Annotated in this window: 15 protein-coding genes and 2 tRNA genes; 12 read left to right on the forward strand and 5 right to left on the reverse strand. The window is 70.4% G+C overall.

Going from position 1 to position 17,623, the window contains the following annotated elements; translation table 11 throughout:
- Positions 1-116 precede the first annotated feature (116 nt).
- Genes ACIA6T_RS15680 through ACIA6T_RS15690 form a run of 3 tightly spaced genes read left to right on the forward strand, consistent with a single transcriptional unit; the run spans position 117 to position 3,331 of the window.
- The gene (locus ACIA6T_RS15680) at positions 117-1,865 is read left to right on the forward strand and encodes a TerD family protein (protein ID WP_399447045.1); all 1,749 of its coding nucleotides are present in this window, start codon (positions 117-119) and stop codon (positions 1,863-1,865) included.
- A gap of 12 nt (positions 1,866-1,877) precedes the next feature.
- Positions 1,878-2,558, forward strand: coding sequence for an AIM24 family protein (locus ACIA6T_RS15685; protein WP_384719552.1), 681 nt, complete (start codon positions 1,878-1,880; stop codon positions 2,556-2,558).
- Positions 2,559-2,575: 17 nt separating this feature from the next.
- On the forward strand, positions 2,576-3,331 hold the full coding sequence (locus ACIA6T_RS15690) for an AIM24 family protein (protein WP_399447046.1): 756 nt from the start codon (positions 2,576-2,578) through the stop codon (positions 3,329-3,331).
- 49 nt (positions 3,332-3,380) lie between these two features.
- Here the strand turns inward: ACIA6T_RS15690 and ACIA6T_RS15695 are convergent, their stop codons facing one another.
- Positions 3,381-3,902 (reverse strand): NUDIX hydrolase, encoded by a 522-nt coding sequence (locus ACIA6T_RS15695; RefSeq protein WP_399447047.1) that lies wholly within the window; start codon positions 3,900-3,902, stop codon positions 3,381-3,383.
- Positions 3,899-5,338 carry a zinc-dependent metalloprotease gene (locus tag ACIA6T_RS15700; RefSeq protein ID WP_399447048.1) on the reverse strand — a complete coding sequence of 480 codons (1,440 nt, stop codon included), beginning with the start codon at positions 5,336-5,338 and terminating at the stop codon, positions 3,899-3,901. Before ACIA6T_RS15700 ends, ACIA6T_RS15695 begins: the two co-directional genes overlap by 4 nt.
- 192 nt (positions 5,339-5,530) lie before the next feature.
- On the opposite strand from ACIA6T_RS15700, the gene ACIA6T_RS15705 reads away from it, so the two are divergent.
- From ACIA6T_RS15705 to ACIA6T_RS15720, 4 genes are all read left to right on the forward strand, one after another.
- Entirely contained in the window at positions 5,531-6,694 is a 1,164-nt protein-coding gene (locus tag ACIA6T_RS15705) for an SDR family oxidoreductase (protein ID WP_399447049.1), read from the forward strand.
- A gap of 110 nt (positions 6,695-6,804) precedes the next feature.
- Positions 6,805-7,266 carry a molybdenum cofactor biosynthesis protein MoaE gene (locus ACIA6T_RS15710; protein ID WP_399447050.1) on the forward strand — a complete coding sequence of 154 codons (462 nt, stop codon included), beginning with the start codon at positions 6,805-6,807 and terminating at the stop codon, positions 7,264-7,266.
- Positions 7,267-7,392: 126 nt separating this feature from the next.
- Positions 7,393-7,557 (forward strand): hypothetical protein, encoded by a 165-nt coding sequence (locus ACIA6T_RS15715; protein ID WP_399447051.1) that lies wholly within the window; start codon positions 7,393-7,395, stop codon positions 7,555-7,557.
- A gap of 100 nt (positions 7,558-7,657) precedes the next feature.
- Entirely contained in the window at positions 7,658-8,752 is a 1,095-nt protein-coding gene (locus ACIA6T_RS15720) for a PDZ domain-containing protein (RefSeq protein ID WP_399447052.1), read from the forward strand.
- A gap of 9 nt (positions 8,753-8,761) precedes the next feature.
- Here the strand turns inward: ACIA6T_RS15720 and ACIA6T_RS15725 are convergent, their stop codons facing one another.
- A complete protein-coding gene (locus tag ACIA6T_RS15725) occupies positions 8,762-9,304 on the reverse strand; it encodes a PPA1309 family protein (protein WP_399447053.1) in 543 nt (180 codons plus the stop codon).
- A 164-nt stretch (positions 9,305-9,468) separates the two neighbouring features.
- On the opposite strand from ACIA6T_RS15725, the gene ACIA6T_RS15730 reads away from it, so the two are divergent.
- The 4 genes from ACIA6T_RS15730 to ACIA6T_RS15745 all read left to right on the forward strand — a co-directional run bounded on the left by ACIA6T_RS15730 (position 9,469) and on the right by ACIA6T_RS15745 (position 14,983).
- Positions 9,469-12,405, forward strand: coding sequence for a UPF0182 family protein (locus ACIA6T_RS15730; RefSeq protein WP_399447232.1), 2,937 nt, complete (start codon positions 9,469-9,471; stop codon positions 12,403-12,405).
- Positions 12,406-12,460: 55 nt separating this feature from the next.
- Positions 12,461-12,534: transfer RNA gene (locus ACIA6T_RS15735), tRNA-Met, on the forward strand.
- Positions 12,535-12,757: 223 nt separating this feature from the next.
- On the forward strand, positions 12,758-14,575 hold the full coding sequence (locus ACIA6T_RS15740) for a tetratricopeptide repeat protein (protein WP_399447054.1): 1,818 nt from the start codon (positions 12,758-12,760) through the stop codon (positions 14,573-14,575).
- Between the two features lie 334 nt (positions 14,576-14,909).
- Positions 14,910-14,983 (forward strand) — tRNA-Met (locus ACIA6T_RS15745).
- 101 nt (positions 14,984-15,084) lie between these two features.
- On the opposite strand, the gene ACIA6T_RS15750 is transcribed toward ACIA6T_RS15745, so the two are convergent.
- Positions 15,085-15,501, reverse strand: coding sequence for a Fur family transcriptional regulator (locus tag ACIA6T_RS15750; protein WP_344569042.1), 417 nt, complete (start codon positions 15,499-15,501; stop codon positions 15,085-15,087).
- A gap of 144 nt (positions 15,502-15,645) precedes the next feature.
- Between ACIA6T_RS15750 and ACIA6T_RS15755 the strand changes: the two genes are divergently transcribed.
- Positions 15,646-17,097, forward strand: a complete 1,452-nt coding sequence (locus ACIA6T_RS15755; RefSeq protein ID WP_399447055.1) for a catalase — start codon at positions 15,646-15,648, stop codon at positions 17,095-17,097.
- Between the two features lie 71 nt (positions 17,098-17,168).
- On the opposite strand, the gene ACIA6T_RS15760 is transcribed toward ACIA6T_RS15755, so the two are convergent.
- Positions 17,169-17,570, reverse strand: coding sequence for a cyclic nucleotide-binding/CBS domain-containing protein (locus tag ACIA6T_RS15760; RefSeq protein WP_399447056.1), 402 nt, complete (start codon positions 17,568-17,570; stop codon positions 17,169-17,171).
- Between the last annotated feature and the right edge of the window lie 53 nt (positions 17,571-17,623).

Genomic DNA, 17,623 nt, shown 5'->3' on the forward strand with positions numbered 1-17,623 from the left:
ACCGTAGGCCTGTGCACGCGTTGTGTACCGGGTCTGTACCGACTTCATCCGGTGTCGGAGTTTGCCGTTAGCCTGGCGCGACGCACTCACATTCGGGATGGGGGACGGTCGTACGTATGGCCAGGGAATTCCAACGCGGCCACAAGGCCAGGATCAGTGACCTCACGGCGGGGACGGATCTGTACGTAGGCGTGCAGATCTCCGGCCCGGGGCTGACCTTCGACATCAGCTGCTTCGGTCTCGACGCCGACGAGCGGCTCTCCGACGACCGTTACTTCATCTTCTACAACCAGCCGAAGTCCCCCGAGGAGTCCGTTCAGCTCCTGGGCGCCCAGGCGGGCGACACCGAGTCGTTCCGTGTGACGCTGGACCGGATCCCGCAGCAGATCAGGAAGCTGTCCTTCACGGCGACCCTCGACGGCGCCGGGCAGATGTCGCAGGTCGGTCCCGGGTACATCCGTATCGTCGCGGGCGGCGAGGAAGTGGCCCGGTACCCGTTCAGCGGCTCGGAGTTCTCCACCGAGCGGGCCGTGATGCTGGGTGACTTCTACTTCAAGGACGTCTGGCGGTTCGCCGCCGTCGGACAGGGCTTCGACGGCGGGCTCGACGCGCTGCTGCGGAACTTCGGCGGCGAGGTGGCCGAGGACGAGCCGGCCGCCCCCCAGCAGCAGCCGGGGACCGACGGAGCCGCGCCCGGTTTCGCCCCGCCCGCCCAGGCCACCGCGCCGCCCGCGTTCGGCGTACCCGGCGGCGCCGCGCCCGCCCCCGTCCCGGCCCCCGCGCCTGCTCCGGCCCCCGCGCCCCAGCCCGCCGCACAGGGCTTCGCGCCGCCGCCGGTCCCCGCGCCCTCCGCACCGCCGGTGCACACCGCGCCGACCATCGTCGCCCCCCTGCACACCCCGTCCGGCGGTTCCCCGGTGCCGCCCCCGGCCCCGGCGCCCGCACCCTACGGCCAGCCGGGCCAGCAGCCGCCGCCGTACGGCCAGCCCGCCCCGCCGCCCCAGGGCTACGGACAGCCGCAGGCACCGCAGGCCCCCGCCCCGCCGCCCCAGGGCTACGGACAGCCGCAGGCACCGCAGGCCCCCGCCCCGCCGCCCGGCTACGGACAGCCCACGCCCCCTCCGGGCTACGGTCAGCAGCCCCCGCCCGGACCACCGCCGGGTCAGCAGGCCCCGTACGGGGCGCCCCAGAGCGCACCGCAGAGCCCCGGCGTGCTCGGCGCGCTCCAGCAGTTCAAGGAGACGCCCACCGGCCAGCGCTGGACGCAGCAGAACAAGAAGCTCGTCCGCGCGGACCTCGGCATCGGCGGGCAGCCCGTGCTCGCCCGGCAGGGCAGCATGGTGCTCTACCAGGGCAAGGTCGACTTCAGCTACAAGGGCGCCGGCTTCTCCGGCCGCATCGTCGGCAACGCCACCGGCCAGGAGATGCAGCTGATGCGCTGCACCGGCCAGGGCCAGGTGTTCTTCGCCGAGAACTCCACGATGCTGCACCCGATCGAGCTCCAGGGCGACGCCGTCTGCGTCTCCGCCGAGAACGTCCTCGCCTTCGACGAGAGCCTGCAGTACGAGGTCCGCCGCATCGAGGGGCACGGCATCCCCGGCGGCGCGCTGTTCACGATGCAGTTCCAGGGGACCGGCACCATCGTCGTCAAGACCCACGGCACGCCCGTGGTGCTGCCGGTCACGCCCACCACGTTCGCCGACTGCAACGCCGTGGTCGCCTGGTCGGCCGCCTCCCAGGTGGTCGTCTCCAGCCAGGTGCGGATGCGCCGCAACTCCTTCCCCGGCGACACCGGGGAGAGCGTGAACCTCCAGTTCAGGGGCGCTCCCGGCAACTTCATCGTCGTCCAGCCGTACGAGATCTAAAGGGAGCCCGTCATGAACCAGCCACTCGCGGGCTACGCCCCCGCCCCCGTCACCGCCCGCATGGAGAACCACGGCAACCACATGGCGAAGATCGCCATGCAGACCGGGAACGACCTCCTCGCGCGTGTCGGGTCGATGGTCGCCTACGAAGGGTTCGTCCAGTACGAGCCCAACCCGCCCGCCGTGCGCCAGATCGCCAAGGACTGGATGACCGGCGAGGGCGCGCCGCTGATGAAGTGCTCCGGCGACGGCCTGCTCTACCTCGCCGACTACGGCGCCAACGTCGTCGTGATCAACCTCAACGGCGACGGCATCTCCGTCAACGCCACCAACCTGCTCGCCTTCGACGCCCATCTCACCTGGGGCGTGGAGCGGGTCAAGGGCCTGGCGAAGTTCGCCGGACAGGGCCTGTGGAACACCAGGATCTCCGGGCAGGGCTGGGTCGCGCTGACCTCGCGCGGCAAACCGATCGTCGTGGACTGCGGTGGCGGCGACGACGAGACGTACGTCGACCCGGACGCCCTCGTCGCCTGGTCCCCGAACCTCAAGGTGAAGGGCAAGCGCAGCTTCCGGGCCCAGTCGCTGATCGGCCGCGGCAGCGGAGAGGCCTACCAGATGGCCTTCTCCGGTCAGGGCATCGTCGTCGTCCAGCCCAGTGAGGACAGCACCGACCGTCTCCGGGTCCGGGGCTGAGGGGGAGCAACCACACCATGCAGAGCCCGCTTTTCGCCTTCAACGACCAGCAGACCCAGGAGCGCTGGAGCCTGCAGAACCAGCAGATGCTCCGCGTCGCCCTGGAGGGCCACGACGACGTCCTCGCCCGCAAGGGCACCATGGTCGCCTACCAGGGACTCGTCGAGTTCGACGCCGAGTTCCAGAGCAACAGCGCGTCACGCGCGCGTGCGCAGACCGGTGAGGGACTCGACCTGATGCGCTGCCACGGGCAGGGCACCGTCTACCTCGCCAACCTCGCCCAGCGCATCCACGTCATGGAGGTGGACCACGACGGGCTGACGGTCGACAGCAGCTATGTGCTCGCGATGGACTCCTCGCTGCACCACGAGGTGATCGCCGTCGACAGCCTGTACGGCATCTCCGGCTCCGGGAAGTACCAGCTCAACATCACAGGCAACGGCAGGGTCGCCCTGATGACCTCGGGCATGCCGCTGCTGATGCAGGTGACGCCGGACAAGTACGTCAACTGCGACGCCGACGCGATCGTCGCCTGGTCCACGTCCCTGCGCGTGCAGATGCAGGCCCAGACCCACTCCTCCGGGGTGTGGCGGCGCCGCGGCAACACAGGTGAGGGCTGGGAGCTCAGCTTCATGGGCAGCGGTTTCGCGCTCGTCCAGCCCAGCGAACTGCTGCCGCCGCAGAACGCCCAGGTCGGCTCGGGCATTGCCGCCCAGTACGGCATGGGACAGCAGGGGGGCCGCGGCCAGAACCAGGGCAACGTCTGGAGCTGAACGCACCGGTAAGGGGCGGCCGCGAAGGCGGCCGCCCCTTACCCCTGTGTCAGACGCCCAGTCTCGTCCGGGTCGCTTCCACCAAACGGGTGACCGAGCTGTCGGCCACGTCCGCCACCTCGTCGTACGGGAACCAGCGCAGGTCGAGGGACTCGTCGCTGATCGCCTCGACGGCTCCGGACGGAGCCAGCGCCGCGTACTGGACGTCCAGATGCCAGGCACACGGTGTGTGATGGCGGTCCAGACGCACGGGGCCACCGGGGACCAGGGTCAGTCCCGCGATGCCGGACTCCTCCGTCGCCTCCCGCAGGGCCGCCGCGGCGAGCGAGACGTCGCCCGGCTCGCAGTGCCCGCCCATCTGGAGCCACATCCGCAGCTTCCGGTGCAGGGTCAGCAGCACCCGGCCCCGCTCGGGATCGATCACCAGGCCGCTCGCCGTGATGTGACCGTCCGTACAGGCCTTCCACATGCCGTCCGGATGCGCCGCGAGATGGTCCAGATAGGTCTGGCGCAGTCCGGGCTGGTCCTCGTACCCCTTGAGCACGAGGACCGCCTCGTCGTGGAGGCTCACTCGGCGTCGTCGCCCTTGTTCTCGTCCTCGCCCTCGTCCTTCTTCTTGAGGTCGGGCTTCCCGCCGGCGGCCTCGCCGAGCATCTTGTCCAGTTCGGAGAAGTCGATCTGCTCGCGGTGCACGAAACCGTCCGGGTCGTCCAGGTCGGTCGCGGTCGGCAGCATGTCCGGGTGCGCCCACAGGGCGTCCCGGCCGTCGACCCCGCGCGCGTCGGTGAGCGAGGCCCACAGGCGCGAGGCGTCGCGCAGCCGGCGCGGGCGCAGCTCCAGACCGATCAGCGTGGCGAACGTCTGCTCCGCCGGGCCGCCCGAGGCGCGGCGGCGGCGCAGCGTCTCGCGCAGCGCGTCGGCCGACGACAGCCGCGGCTTGGCCGCGGCGTGCACCACGGCGTCCACCCAGCCCTCGACGAGCGCCAGCGCCGTCTCCAGACGGGCCAGGGCGGCCTTCTGCTCCGGCGTGTCCTCCGGCTGGAACATGCCCTGCTGGAGGGCCTCCTGCAGCTGTTCGGGGTTCTGCGGGTCGAACTGGCCGACGACGTCCTCGAGCTTGCCGGTGTCGACCTTGATCCCGCGCGCGTAGCCGTCCACGGCACCGAACAGGTGCGAGCGCAGCCACGGGACGTGCGCGAACAGGCGCTGGTGGGCGGCCTCGCGCAGGGCGAGATAGAGCCGCACCTCCTCCTGGGGGACGCCCAGGTCCTTGCCGAACGTCTCGATGTTCAGCGGCAGCAGCGCGGCCCGGCCGGCCGGGCCCAGCGGCAGGCCGATGTCGGACGAGCCGACGACCTCACCGGCGAGCACGCCGACGGCCTGCCCGATCTGCGTGCCGAACATGGCGCCGCCCATGGAGCGCATCATGCCGATCAGCGGGCCGGCCATGGCCTGCATCTCCTCCGGCAGCACATCGCCCATCGCGTTCCCGACGCGCTCGGCCACCGGGTCGACCAGCTCCCGCCACGCCGGAAGGGTGGCCTCCACCCACTCCGCGCGGCTCCAGGCCACGGCGGAGTTGGCGCCCGACGGCAGGGAGGTCGCGTCGTCCAGCCACAGGTCGGCCAGACGGACCGCCTCCTCCACGGCCCTGCGGTCGGCGGGCCCGACGCTCGCGTCCTTCGAGCCCTCCGCGGTGCCCTGCGAGACGGTCTGCCGGGCGATCTGCTTGGCCATGTCCCAGTTCACCGGCCCGCCCTCGTAGGAGAGCATCTGGCCGAGCTGCTGGAACGCCGCGCCCAGGTCGTTGGGGTTCAGCGACCCGAACATCGCGGCGAACGGATTGTCCGCGCCAGGGCCGCCAAAGCCTCCGGCTCCGGGCATGCCGAAGCCGAACGGGTTGGCCGGGCCCTGACCACCACCGCTCTGCGGGTCCTTCTTCTTGCCCTCGTCGCCGTCGTCCGGCTCCTCCGGCGGAAGGCCGAATCCGAATGGGGTGTCACTCACGGGTTTCCTCGGCTGGTAGGGCCACCGGTTCTTTCCGGCGGCACGGCTGCCCGACAACACCACCCAGCGTAGACACCTGAAGCGGTTCGGGCCTCGGTGCTTCGCCGACAGAAGGCCTGCGGCAGGATGGATGCCACCTGGTACGTACGCGTCGCTTGCGCCCGTACTGAAGACAACCGCTGGAGACGCCCGGTGAGTTCCCCAGATCCACAGGTTCGCGCAGCGCGAAACAAGTCAGTCCACCCGTCGCCCGACCACCGCCCCTCGACGACGGCGCTTCGCGCCGGCAGAACGACTGCCGCGCGCGGCCCCGTCGTCGCGGTCACCGGTGCCGCGTCCGGCATCGGCGCGCTGCTCACCGCGCGGCTCGCCGCCTCGGAGGAGATCAAGCAGGTCATCGCCATCGACGAGCGGCGCGGCGAGTGCGCCGAGGCGCGCTGGCACATCCTGGACGTACGGGACCCGGCCATCGCGGACAAGCTGCGCGGGGCCGACGCGGTGGTCCATCTCGCGCTCGACCTCGATCTGGAGACCGATGCCGCCGCCCGGACGGCCTACAACGTGCGGGGCACGCAGACGGTGCTGACGGCCGCCGCGGCCGCCGGGGTGCACCGCGTGGTGCTGTGCACGTCGACGATGGTCTACGGGGCGCTGCCGGACAACGAGCTGCCGCTGTCCGAGGACGCGGAGCTGCGGGCCACGGCGGAGGCCACGGGGGTCGGTGACCTCCTGGAGATCGAGCGGCTCGCGCGCCGGGCGCCCAGAGCGCACCCGGGGCTCAATGTCACGGTGGTGCGCCCCGCCGTGCTGGTGGGAGGCACCGACACCGCCCTGACCAGGTACTTCGAGTCGCCCAGGCTGCTCGTGGTGGCCGGGTCGCGGCCCGCGTGGCAGTTCTGTCACGTCCAGGATCTGTGCAGTGCCCTGGAGTACGCCGTCCTGGAGAAGGTCGACGGTGAGCTGGCCGTCGGCTGCGACGGATGGCTGGAGCAGGAGGAGGTCGAGGAGCTCAGCGGGATCCGGCGGATGGAGCTGCCGTCGGCGGTCGCGCTCGGCGCGGCGGCCCGGCTGCACCGGATCGGGCTCACCCCGTCCCCGGCAGGGGACCTGGCCTACACGATGTACCCCTGGGTGGTCAGCGGGAGCCGGCTGCACGACGCCGGGTGGCGGCCCGCGCACACCAACGAGGAGGTGCTCGCGGAGCTGCTGGAGGAGGTGTCCGGCAGGCACACGGTCGCCGGCCGGCGACTGGGGCGCAAGGACGCGACGGCGGCGGGCGCCGCGGGAGCGACGGTGGCCCTGCTGGGCGCGGCCGCGGTGGTACGGCGGGCGCGCAAGGCCCGGCGCCGGATCTGACGCGCCTGCTGCAGGAAGCCGCCTCCTGTAGGAAGCTCCGAACGGGCACGCGCGCGTGCCGGGCGATGACGCTGTTCCGCGTTGTCGCCGCGGTGGGGCACGATGGAGACATGGCATCCACGCACGATCACCCGGGTGAGCAGGCCGCACAGGACCCGATCAAGCTGATCTCGATCCGCGACACGCCGCTGTCCGTGGACGAGGTCCTCCACGCGGTCGGGGACGACGCGGCCGGCGGGACGGCGCTGTTCGTCGGGACCGTGCGCAACCACGACGGGGGTGCCGACGTCGACGAGCTCGGCTATTCGTGCCACCCCAGCGCCGAGGACGAGATGCGGCGGATCGCCGAGAAGGTCGCCGCCGAGTACCCCGTCCGGGCGCTGGCCGCGGTGCACCGGGTGGGGGACCTCCGGGTCGGGGACCTCGCCGTGGTCGTCGGCGTGTCGTGCCCGCACCGGGGGGAGGCCTTCGAGGCCTGCCGGAAGCTGATCGACGACCTCAAGCACGAGGTGCCCATCTGGAAGCACCAGAGGTTCTCCGACGGGACAGAGGAATGGGTGGGCGCCTGCTGAGGCGCCCATGACAGGCCCCGGACCTCCGGTTGCGTAACCCCACCCCTGGCGTGAGCGTTGTCACTGCGGATGGTTAATCTGCTGATCAGTCAGCGTTGCGGACGCTCATGGGGTTGGGAGGTCGGCATGGCGGCACTCGCCTGGTTGCTGATTCCGCTGGTGGCCGCGATCGGAGCGGGACTGTGGGGCAGTTGGGCCAACCGCACCCGCAAGGTGCGGAGCGACGGTCCCGAACTCGTCGGTTACGCCCGGTTCCGCGAGGCCATGGAAAGGCCGCGCTCGGGTAGCTGAAGGCCGAAGAGCGGCAGGCCACGGCGTACGAAGCGAGCAGGGCCGCCCGTCCGGGCGGCCCTGCCGGTGCGCTGACAGGCCTGTCCCGTACTGTCGAGGCATGCCACGCCGCACCGCGACGATGCTCGCCTCCACCCTGATGCTGATCGCGCTCCTGTGCGCGGGAGTGTTCATCCCCGTGCCCTACTCGGAGATGTCCCCGGGGCCGACGGTGAACACGCTGGGCGAGCACGACGGCGAGCCGGTGCTGCAGATCTCCGGGCACAAGACCTACCCGACGGACGGTCACCTCAACATGACCACGGTGCGGGTCACCAGCGCCGACTACCGGATGAACCTCGTCGAGGCCGTCTACGGATGGCTCGCGCACGACAACAAGGTCGTCCCGCACGAGACCCTCTACCCCGACGGCAAGACGGAGGAGGAGTCCACCCAGGAGAACGCCGAGGAGTTCAGTCAGTCCCAGGAGAGCGCCAAGGTCGCGGCCCTGAAGGAACTCGACGTCCCGGTGAAGTCCTGGGTGATCGTCTCCACGGTGGTCAAGGGGTCCCCGTCCGAGGGCAAGCTGCACGCGGGCGACGTGATCAAGACCGTCGACGGCGAGGCGGTGAAGGAGCCGGCCGACGTCGCCGAGCGGGTGACCGAGCACAAGCCGGGCGAGGACGTCGTCTTCACCGTCGTGCCCGCCAAGGAGCAGGCCGCCGCCGAGAAGGAGAACCGGACGGCGACGAAGACCGAGAAGGTGACGATCACCACCACGGCCTCCGAGGACGGCGGCGAGAAGCGCGCCGTCGTCGGGATCTCCGCCGGGACCGACCACACCTTCCCGTTCAGCATCGACATCAAGCTCGCCGACGTCGGCGGGCCGAGCGCGGGCCTGATGTTCGCGCTCGGCATCTACGACAAGCTCACCCCGGGCAGCCTGACCGGCGGCGAGTTCGTCGCCGGCACCGGCACGATCGACGACGACGGCAAGGTGGGGCCGATCGGCGGGATCGAGATGAAGACGGTCGGCGCGCGCGACAAGGGCGCCGAGTACTTCCTCACGCCCGCCGACAACTGCGCGTCCGCCGCCAAGGACACCCCCGAGGGCCTCACCCTGGTGAAGGTCGACACCATCGACGACGCCCTGGGCGCCCTGGAGGACATCCGCTCCGACGACACCGCGGACCTGCCGAAGTGCACGGCCTCCTGACCGGCCCCGTTAATCCTCGAACGTCGCCGTCAGCGCCTGGGCCAGGCCCGGCACCAGCTCGGAGCCGGTGAGGACCTCCGTGGCGGAGTCCTTCTCACGCAGCCGCAGGGCCGACTCGCGGGTCCCGTCGCGCAGCACCGCGACCGTCATCCGGACCTCCTGACGCTCCGGGTGCCGCGCCACCCACTTCGTCAGCGCGGCCTCGTCCAGGTCCTTGGGGACCTGGGCCTCGGCCGAGGGCGGCAGCATCAGCCGCTCCACGGTCAGGGCACAGCCGGTCACCGCGTCGGGCCAGGCGATGGTGCCCAGGAACTCGTCGAGCGGCTTGCCCGTTGGAATCTCGTCCTGCTCGATCGGGGTGAGAGCGGTTGTCTCCTGTTCGTCGCCCAGACCGAGCCGGTCCGCGAGCGAGGGCTGTTCGGCCCGCAGCCGGGCGGTGTCGACGAGGGCGAACAGGCGGGCGGGCTGGTCCCAGCCGAGGCCGGAGACGTACTCGTCGATCTCGAGCACGGCCCGGGTGAGCGGGTTGGCCGCCATGGGTGTGTTGGACATGGTCACAATCCTCTCTCGTTCCTGGCCGGAATCGGGAACCGAGTAAAGCGTGAGTAAGTTGCATAGGTGTGGGCCTGCGATCACGGGGGACCACACACGGTCCGTGAAGACGCGGGCCTGACGAATCAACAGCGAACTTCGAGGTGCCTACCTTGGCTTTCCAGATGCCGGACCGCGGCGGAGGCCCGACGGGGCCACGGATCAGAGTGGGCCGCCCGTCCCGGCGGGTCCGGACCCTGCTCATGACACTGGGCGTCCTGGCCGTCCTCGGCATGGTGTTCACCATGTTCGCGGGCTTCTGGACCGACTGGCTGTGGTATCGCTCGGTCAACTACTCGTCGGTGTTCACGACGACCCTGTGGACCAAGATCGGGCTGTTCTTCGTCTTCGGTCTGCTGATGGCCCTCGCGGTCGGCTTCAACGTCTGGCTGGCACACCGCATGCGGCCGCCGCTGAGCGCCATGTCGATGGAGCAGCAGAACCTCGACCGGTACCGGATGGGCATCGCCCCGTACAAGAAGTGGCTGCTGCTCGGCATCACCGCGCTGGTGGGCCTGATCGCCGGCGCCTCGGCGTCGAGCCAGTGGCGGACCTGGCTGATGTGGGTCAACGGCGTGTCCTTCGGCCAGAAGGACCCGCAGTTCAAGCTCGATGTCTCCTTCTACGCCTTCGACCTGCCCTGGTACCGGTTCCTGCTCGGCTTCGGCTTCGCCGCCACGATCCTGGCGCTGATCGCCGCCGCGCTCACCCACTACCTGTACGGCGGGCTGCGCATCACCAGCCCGGGCGCGCGCGCCACGGCCGCGGCCACCGGACACCTGTCGGTGCTCCTCGGTGTCTTCGTCGCCCTGAAGGCGGTCGCCTACTGGCTCGACCGGTACGGACTGGCGGTGAAGTCCAGCGACTTCAAGGCCACCGACAGCTGGACGGGCCTCAGGTACGTCGACGCCAACGCCTACCTGCCGGCCAAGACGATCCTGTTCTGCATCGCCGTGATCTGCGCGCTGCTGTTCTTCGCCACCCTGTGGCGGCGCACCTGGCAGCTGCCCGTGATCGGCTTCGGCCTGATGGTGCTGTCGGCGATCCTCATCGGCGGCCTGTACCCGGCGATCGTGCAGAAGTTCCAGGTCCAGCCGAACGAGCAGGCCAAGGAAGCGCCGTACGTCGAGAAGAACCTCAAGGCCACGCGTGAGGCCTACGGCATCGACGACTCCAAGGTCACCGACTACCCGGGCACGAGCCAGACCGAGGACAAGACCCAGCTGCGGGACGACGTCACCGACACGGCGAGCATCCGGATCATGGACCCGAACATCGTCTCGCCGACGTTCCAGCAGCTCCAGCAGATCAGGAACTACTACGCGTTCCCGACCAACCTGGACGTCGACCGGTATCCCATCGGCGGCAAGGAGCAGGACACGGTCATCGGTCTGCGCGAGCTGAACCTGGACGGCATCCCCAAGCGGAACTGGATCAACGACCACTTCCGCTACACCCACGGATACGGTGTCGTCGCGGCCGAGGGCACCAGCGTGGACTCCGGCGGCCGTCCGAACTTCATCGAGTCCGACCTGCCGTCCCAGGGCGAACTCCCGGAGTACGAGCAGCGCGTCTACTACGGCGAGCGCACCACCACGTACTCGATCGTCGGCGGTCCCCAGAAGGAGATCGACTACTCCGACGACAGCGGTGAGAAGACGTACAGCTACAAGGGCGACAGCGGGATCAACCTCGAGAACCCGATCAACCGGGCCGCCTACGCGGTCGCGTTCAGCGAGCCGCAGATCCTGTACTCCGGGGCGATCGGCGAGGGATCGCGGATCCTGTACAACCGCACGCCCAAGGAGCGCGTCGAGGCGATCGCCCCGTGGCTGACCATCGACGGCGACGCCTACCCGGCGGTCGTGGACGGCCGCATCCAGTGGATCGTCGACGCCTACACCACCACCAACGGTTATCCGTACGCGTCGCGGACGACCCTCGGTGACACCACGGCCGACTCGCTGACCGCCACCAACGACCAGCGCGCGGTGGTGGCCCAGCAGAACCAGGTCAACTACATCCGCAACTCGGTGAAGGCGACCGTCGACGCGTACAGCGGCGAGGTCAAGCTCTACCAGTGGGACACCCAGGACCCCGTCCTGAAGACCTGGATGAAGGCCTTCCCGGACACGGTGCAGCCGAAGGCCGAGATCTCCAGCGCGCTGATGGCCCATCTGCGGTACCCGCAGGACCTGTTCAAGGTGCAGCGCGAACTGCTGACCCGCTACCACGTGAAGGACGCCACCACGTTCCTCTCGGGCAGCGAGGTGTGGGAAGTACCGGACGACCCGACCAACAAGACGGGCGACGCGGTGCCTCCCTACTACCTGAGCATGAAGATGCCCGACCAGCAGGAGCAGACCTTCTCGCTCACCACGACGTTCACACCGAACGGCCGTGACAACCTCAGTGCCTTCATGGCGGTGAACGCCGATCCGGGCACCGAGGACTACGGCAAGATCAGAGTGCTGAAACTGCCGACCAGTACCACGGTCTCCGGGCCCAAACAGGTCCAGAGCCAGTTCAACTCCGAACAGGACATCGCCGAGTCGATCAGGCTGCTGAGAGGCGGCGACTCCGAGGTCGAGTACGGCAACCTGCTGACCGTCCCGCTCGACGGAGGGCTGCTCTACGTGGAGCCGGTCTACGTGCGCGGTGGCGGACTGAAGTACCCGCTGCTGCGGAAGGTGCTGGTGACCTACGGAGGCCAGACCGCCTTCGAGGACACCCTCGACCAGGCTCTCGCCAAGATCTTCGGAGGTGAGGGCACGACCACCGAGCCACCGGGCGAGGACGAGGGGACCGGCGAGGAGGAGGGCACGACGCCACCGCCGACGTCCGACAACCCCACGGTCCAGGAGGCGCTGAACGACGCCCAGAAGGCCTTCGAGGCCGGCCAGGAAGCCCTGAAGAAGAACGACTGGGAGGCCTACGGCAAGGCGCAGAAGGACCTGGAGGACGCGCTGCGCAAGGCCGAGGAGGCCCAGTCGGCCGAAGGGGGCGGTGGCCCCGGCGGCGGGGACAGCAGTCCTAGTCCCAGCCCGAGTCCGAGCAGTTAGCGAGCAGGCTGGTCAAACGCCCCTCCCGCGCCGTGCTACGGTTGCAACGCAACGGCGCGGGGTGGAGCAGCTCGGTAGCTCGCTGGGCTCATAACCCAGAGGTCGCAGGTTCAAATCCTGTCCCCGCTACTCACGTCGCGAAGTCGGCGACATCAAAGGCCCGGATTCCTCAAGGAATCCGGGCCTTTGTGATGGGCGAACGCATGTGCCTGGGCGGGTGGCGGCCGTGCCGCCGACGGGAGTTGGCCGATCTGTGTTTGACTTGTCTCTCTGTGGGCATGTCGACAAAACGCTGTAGTGACCTCACTGGCTGCGGTATACCAGGTGTACCCAGGTTGCAGGTGGTGCGACGATGGATGTTATGGGGGACAAGGCAACTCTGTTCGAGACAGGGCGTTTTGTGAAGTCCTCCTCTCGGGAGGAACCCCGGGACGAGACGGGGGAGGCCGCCGACGAGGCGGCCGAGGAGCTGCGTCAGCGGCTCGCCGCCGAGGCCGGCGACGTCGAGGCGATGAGCGTTCTCGGCGCCATGCTGCTGCGCCGCGGTGATCTCGACGGGGCCGAACCCCATCTGCGTGCCGCCACCGCCGCGGGCGACCGCGCCGCCGCCAACAACCTGGGTGTCCTGCTGCACCAGCGGGGCTACGCCGAGGAGGCCGCCGGCTGGTGGCGGATCGCCGCCGTGGCCGGCTCCACCGCGGCGGCCCACGCGCTCGGCCGCCACCACCGGGAGCGCGGGGACGAACCCGCCGCCGAGTACTGGCTGCGCCAGTCCGCCGAGCAGGGCCACACCCTCGGCGCGTACGCCCTCGCCGACCTGCTGGAACACCGCGGGGACACGGCCCGGGCCGAGCGCTGGATGCGGGCCGCCGCCGAGCGTGGGCACCGGGAAGGGGCGTACCGGCTGGCCCGCGCGCTGGACCGCAGGGCCGCGCGGGAGAGCGACGACGCCGCCGCCGCGCTGGTGCGGGAGGCCGAGCAGTGGTACCGGCAGGCCGCCGCGCGGGGACACCGCCGGGCCGCGCTGCACCTCGGGGCGATCCTGGAGCGGCGCGGCGAGCTCAAGGAGGCGGGCCGCTGGTACCTGACCTCCGCCAAGGACGGCGAGACCCGGGCCGCCTGCGCGCTCGGCTTCCTGCTGCGCGACGCCGGGGACACCGAGAACGCCGCCGTGTGGTGGCTGCGGGCCGCGCAGGACGGCGACGGCAACGCCGCGAACGCGCTGGGCGCGCTGCACGCCGAGCGGGGCGAGACCCAGACCGCCGAGCGCTGGTACCGGGCCGCGATGGACGCCGGTGACATCAACGGCGCGTACAACCTCGGGCTGCTCTGCGCCGACCAGGGCCGGACCGCCCCGGCCGAGCAGTGGTACCGCAGGGCCGCGTACGCCGGTCACCGCGAGGCGGCGAACGCGCTGGCGATCCTGCTGCTGCGGGCCGGGGACGAGACCGGTGCGGAGCCGTGGTTCTCCAAGGCCGCGGAGACCGGCAGCGTGGACGCAGCCTTCAACCTCGGCATCCTGCACGCGGGCCGGGGCGAGGAGCGGTCCGCGCTGCGCTGGTACGAGCGGGCGGCGGCCGCCGGGCACATGGAGGCGGCGCTCCAGGTCGGGATGGCGCGGCTGCGGGAGGGCGAGGAGGGCGAGGCGGAGCGGTTCCTGCGGTGTGCGGCGGGCGGGGGGAGCGCGGAGGCGGCGTACCGGCTGGCGACGGTGCTGGATGCCCGCAGGCCGCCGGAGCCGGCGCACGAGCTGGGGGAACCGGTGAACCGGCGCAGTGAGTGCGAGGAGTGGTACGAGCGGGCGGCCTCACAGGGGCACCGGCGGGCGCAGGTGCGGGTCGGGATGCTCGCGGCGGCGCGGGGGGATGTCGTCGAGGCGGCGCGGTGGTACCGGGAGGCGGCGGAGGCCGGGTCGCGGAACGGGGCGTTCAATCTGGGGTTGCTGCTGGCTCGTGAGGGGAGTGAGCCGGAGGCGGTCGTGTGGTGGACCCGGGCGGCCGACGCGGGGCACGGGCGGGCGGCGCTGCGGCTTGCGCTGGTCTGTGCGCGGCGGGGGGAGCTCGCGGAGGGGCAGCGGTGGGCGGAGCGGGCGGCTGCGTTGGGGCCTCCGGCGGTTACGGAGCGGGCGGCGCGGCTGCGGGACGCGTTGCGTGAGGAGCTGTCCGCGTGAGGCCGGGCGGGGGCGTGCGAGCTGAGGCGGCGGTGGGCTGGGCGGGGGTGGGTTCCGCAGCCCGGCGTTTGCGGGGTGCCGCTGCGCCCACCCGTGCCGCCCCAGCGGCACGACTGCCCGCAGTTGCGTGAGGCGGGGTGGTGTCAGGGTGGGGTGCCGTCCCAGCGGCACGACTGCCCGCAGTTGCGCGGCGGGGTGGTGTCAGGGTGGGGTGCCGCCCCAGCGGCACGACTGCCCGCAGTTGCGTGAGGCGGGGTGGTGCGGTTGGCCGCCGTGGCGTGCGGGAACGGATTTGCTTCTGTTGGATGTCTTGACGTAGTGTTTCATTCATCGACGCGGGGTGGAGCAGCTCGGTAGCTCGCTGGGCTCATAACCCAGAGGTCGCAGGTTCAAATCCTGTCCCCGCTACTGAAGGCTCAGGGCCGGAACCCGACAGGGTTCCGGCCCTGAGCTTTTAGCCCCGGCATCCATCGGATGCCGGGGCTTTCGTTCAAGCGTGTGTGTGCCGCCTACGCCGCCGCGCAGTTCGGGCAGACTCCGCGGTACGTCACCTCGACGTCGGAGACCGTGAAGCCGAAGCGCTCCGTGTCGGGGAGGTCGGCCAGCGGGTTGCCGGTCGGGTGGACGTCGCGGATCGCGCCGCACCGCGCGCACACCAGGTGGTGGTGCGGGCGGTGCGCGTTGGGGTCGTACCGCTTGGCCCGCTTGTCCGTGGCCACCTCCAGCACCTCACCGAGCGAGACCAGCTCGCCCAGGGTGTTGTAGACGGTCGCCCGGGAGATCTCGGGCAGCTTGGCGACAGCCCTGGAGTGCACCTCGTCGGCCGTCAGGTGGACGTGTTCGCCGTCGAGGACCTCGGCCACGACACGGCGCTGCGCGGTCATCCGCCATCCACGTCCACGGAGCCGTTCCAAAAGGTCACTCATAGGCACCAGCCTAACAGCAGGGGGACAGGAATCCCGAACGGGTGTGACTTTGGAGCCTCACTTGACTTAGACATTGTCCATTGTAGGATCGGGATCGAATTTGGCCAAGGCACAGGTTGGTCAGTGATGACGCAGGAGGCGTACGTGACGCAGGGACCGCTTACTACGGAGGCCGGTGCTCCGGTTGCCGACAACCAGAACAGCGAGACCGCGGGCGTCGGTGGCCCGGTCCTCGTTCAGGACCAGCTCCTCCTGGAGAAGCTGGCCCACTTCAACCGTGAGCGCATCCCGGAGCGTGTGGTGCACGCCCGCGGCGCCGGTGCCTACGGCACCTTCACGGTGACCGCCGACGTCACGCAGTACACGAGGGCCGCGTTCCTCTCCGAGGTCGGCAAGGAGACGGAGACCTTCCTCCGCTTCTCGACGGTGGCCGGCAACCTGGGCGCCGCGGACGCCGTGCGCGACCCGCGCGGTTTCGCGCTGAAGTTCTACACCGAGGAGGGCAACTACGACCTCGTCGGCAACAACACCCCGGTGTTCTTCATCCGGGACGCGATCAAGTTCCCCGACTTCATCCACACCCAGAAGCGCGACCCGTACACGGGCTCGACGGAGGCGGACAACGTCTTCGACTTCTGGGGTCTGTCGCCCGAGTCCACGCACCAGGTGACCTGGCTGTTCGGTGACCGCGGCATCCCGGCGTCGTACCGCCACATGGACGGCTTCGGCTCGCACACCTACCAGTGGAACAACGAGGCCGGCGAGGCCTTCTGGGTGAAGTACCACTTCAAGACGGACCAGGGCATCAAGAACCTGACCGCCGAGGAGGCCGAGATCCTCGCGGGCAAGGACCCCGACTCCCACCAGCGGGACCTGCGCGAGGCCATCGAGCGCGGCGAGTTCCCGTCCTGGACCGTCTACGTCCAGGTGATGCCGGTGGCCGAGGCGGCCACGTACCGCTTCAACCCGTTCGACCTGACCAAGGTCTGGCCGCACGCGGACTACCCGCTGATCGAGTTCGGCAAGCTGGAGCTCAACCGCAACCCGCAGAACATCTTCGCCGAGGTCGAGCAGTCCATCTTCAGCCCCGCCCACTTCGTGCCGGGCATCGGTCCCTCCCCGGACAAGATGCTCCAGGGCCGCCTCTTCGGGTACGGCGACGCCCACCGCTACCGCGTCGGCATCAACGCCGACCACCTGCCGGTGAACCGCCCGCACGCCACCGAGGCGCGCACCAACTCCCGTGACGGCTACCTGTACGACGGCCGCCACGGGGGCGCGAAGAACTACGAGCCGAACAGCTTCGGCGGCCCGGCCCAGACGGGCCGTTCGCCGTGGCAGCCCATCGCGGTCACCGGTGTCACCGGCGAGACGGTCACGCCGGTCCACGCCGAGGACAACGACTTCGTCCAGGCGGGCAACCTGTACCGGCTGATGACGGAGGAGGAGAAGGAGCGCCTGGTGAACAACCTGGCGAACGCCATCTCCGGGGTCACGCGCGACGACATCGCCGAGCGCGCGATCAACAACTTCCGTCAGGCGGACGAGGACTTCGGCAAGCGGCTGGAGGCCGCGGTCCAGGCCCTGCGCGGCTGATTCCAGCGCTGGACCGCTTGTCGAAACACGGGCCGGACCCCCTCGCGGGATCCGGCCCGTTCCGCATGTCGCTACGCCGGTACCCGCTGGGCCGGCTGCCGCCGAGGTGCCCAGCAGCGGATGATGTCGCGGACCGAGACGATGCCGGCCGGCTCGCCCCGGTCGAGGACGATCAGATGGCGGAAACCGCCGTGGGTCATGGCGGTGGCTGCCTCCTCCAGGGTCCAGGACGGGGCGGCGAACACGACGTCGGTGGTGGTGTGGGCGTGGGCGTGCTCGCTGTCGGGGTCCTGGCCGAGCCCGACGGAGTTGAGGACGTCCCGCTCGGTGAGGATGCCGATGCCGGTGCCGTCGGGATCGAGGACCACGGCCGCGCCCACCCGGCGGGCGGACATCAGGGCGGCGGCCTGGCGCAGGGTGTGGGCGGGGCCGATGGTGAGGACCACGGTGCTCATGGCGTCACGGACGAGCATGGATGGAGCCACCTCCTACCGGAAAACGCGAGGTCACGGGCGTAGGCGCCCGC

The organism is Streptomyces sp. NPDC051740 (assembly GCF_044453165.1).
GTDB lineage: Bacteria > Actinomycetota > Actinomycetes > Streptomycetales > Streptomycetaceae > Streptomyces > Streptomyces atrovirens.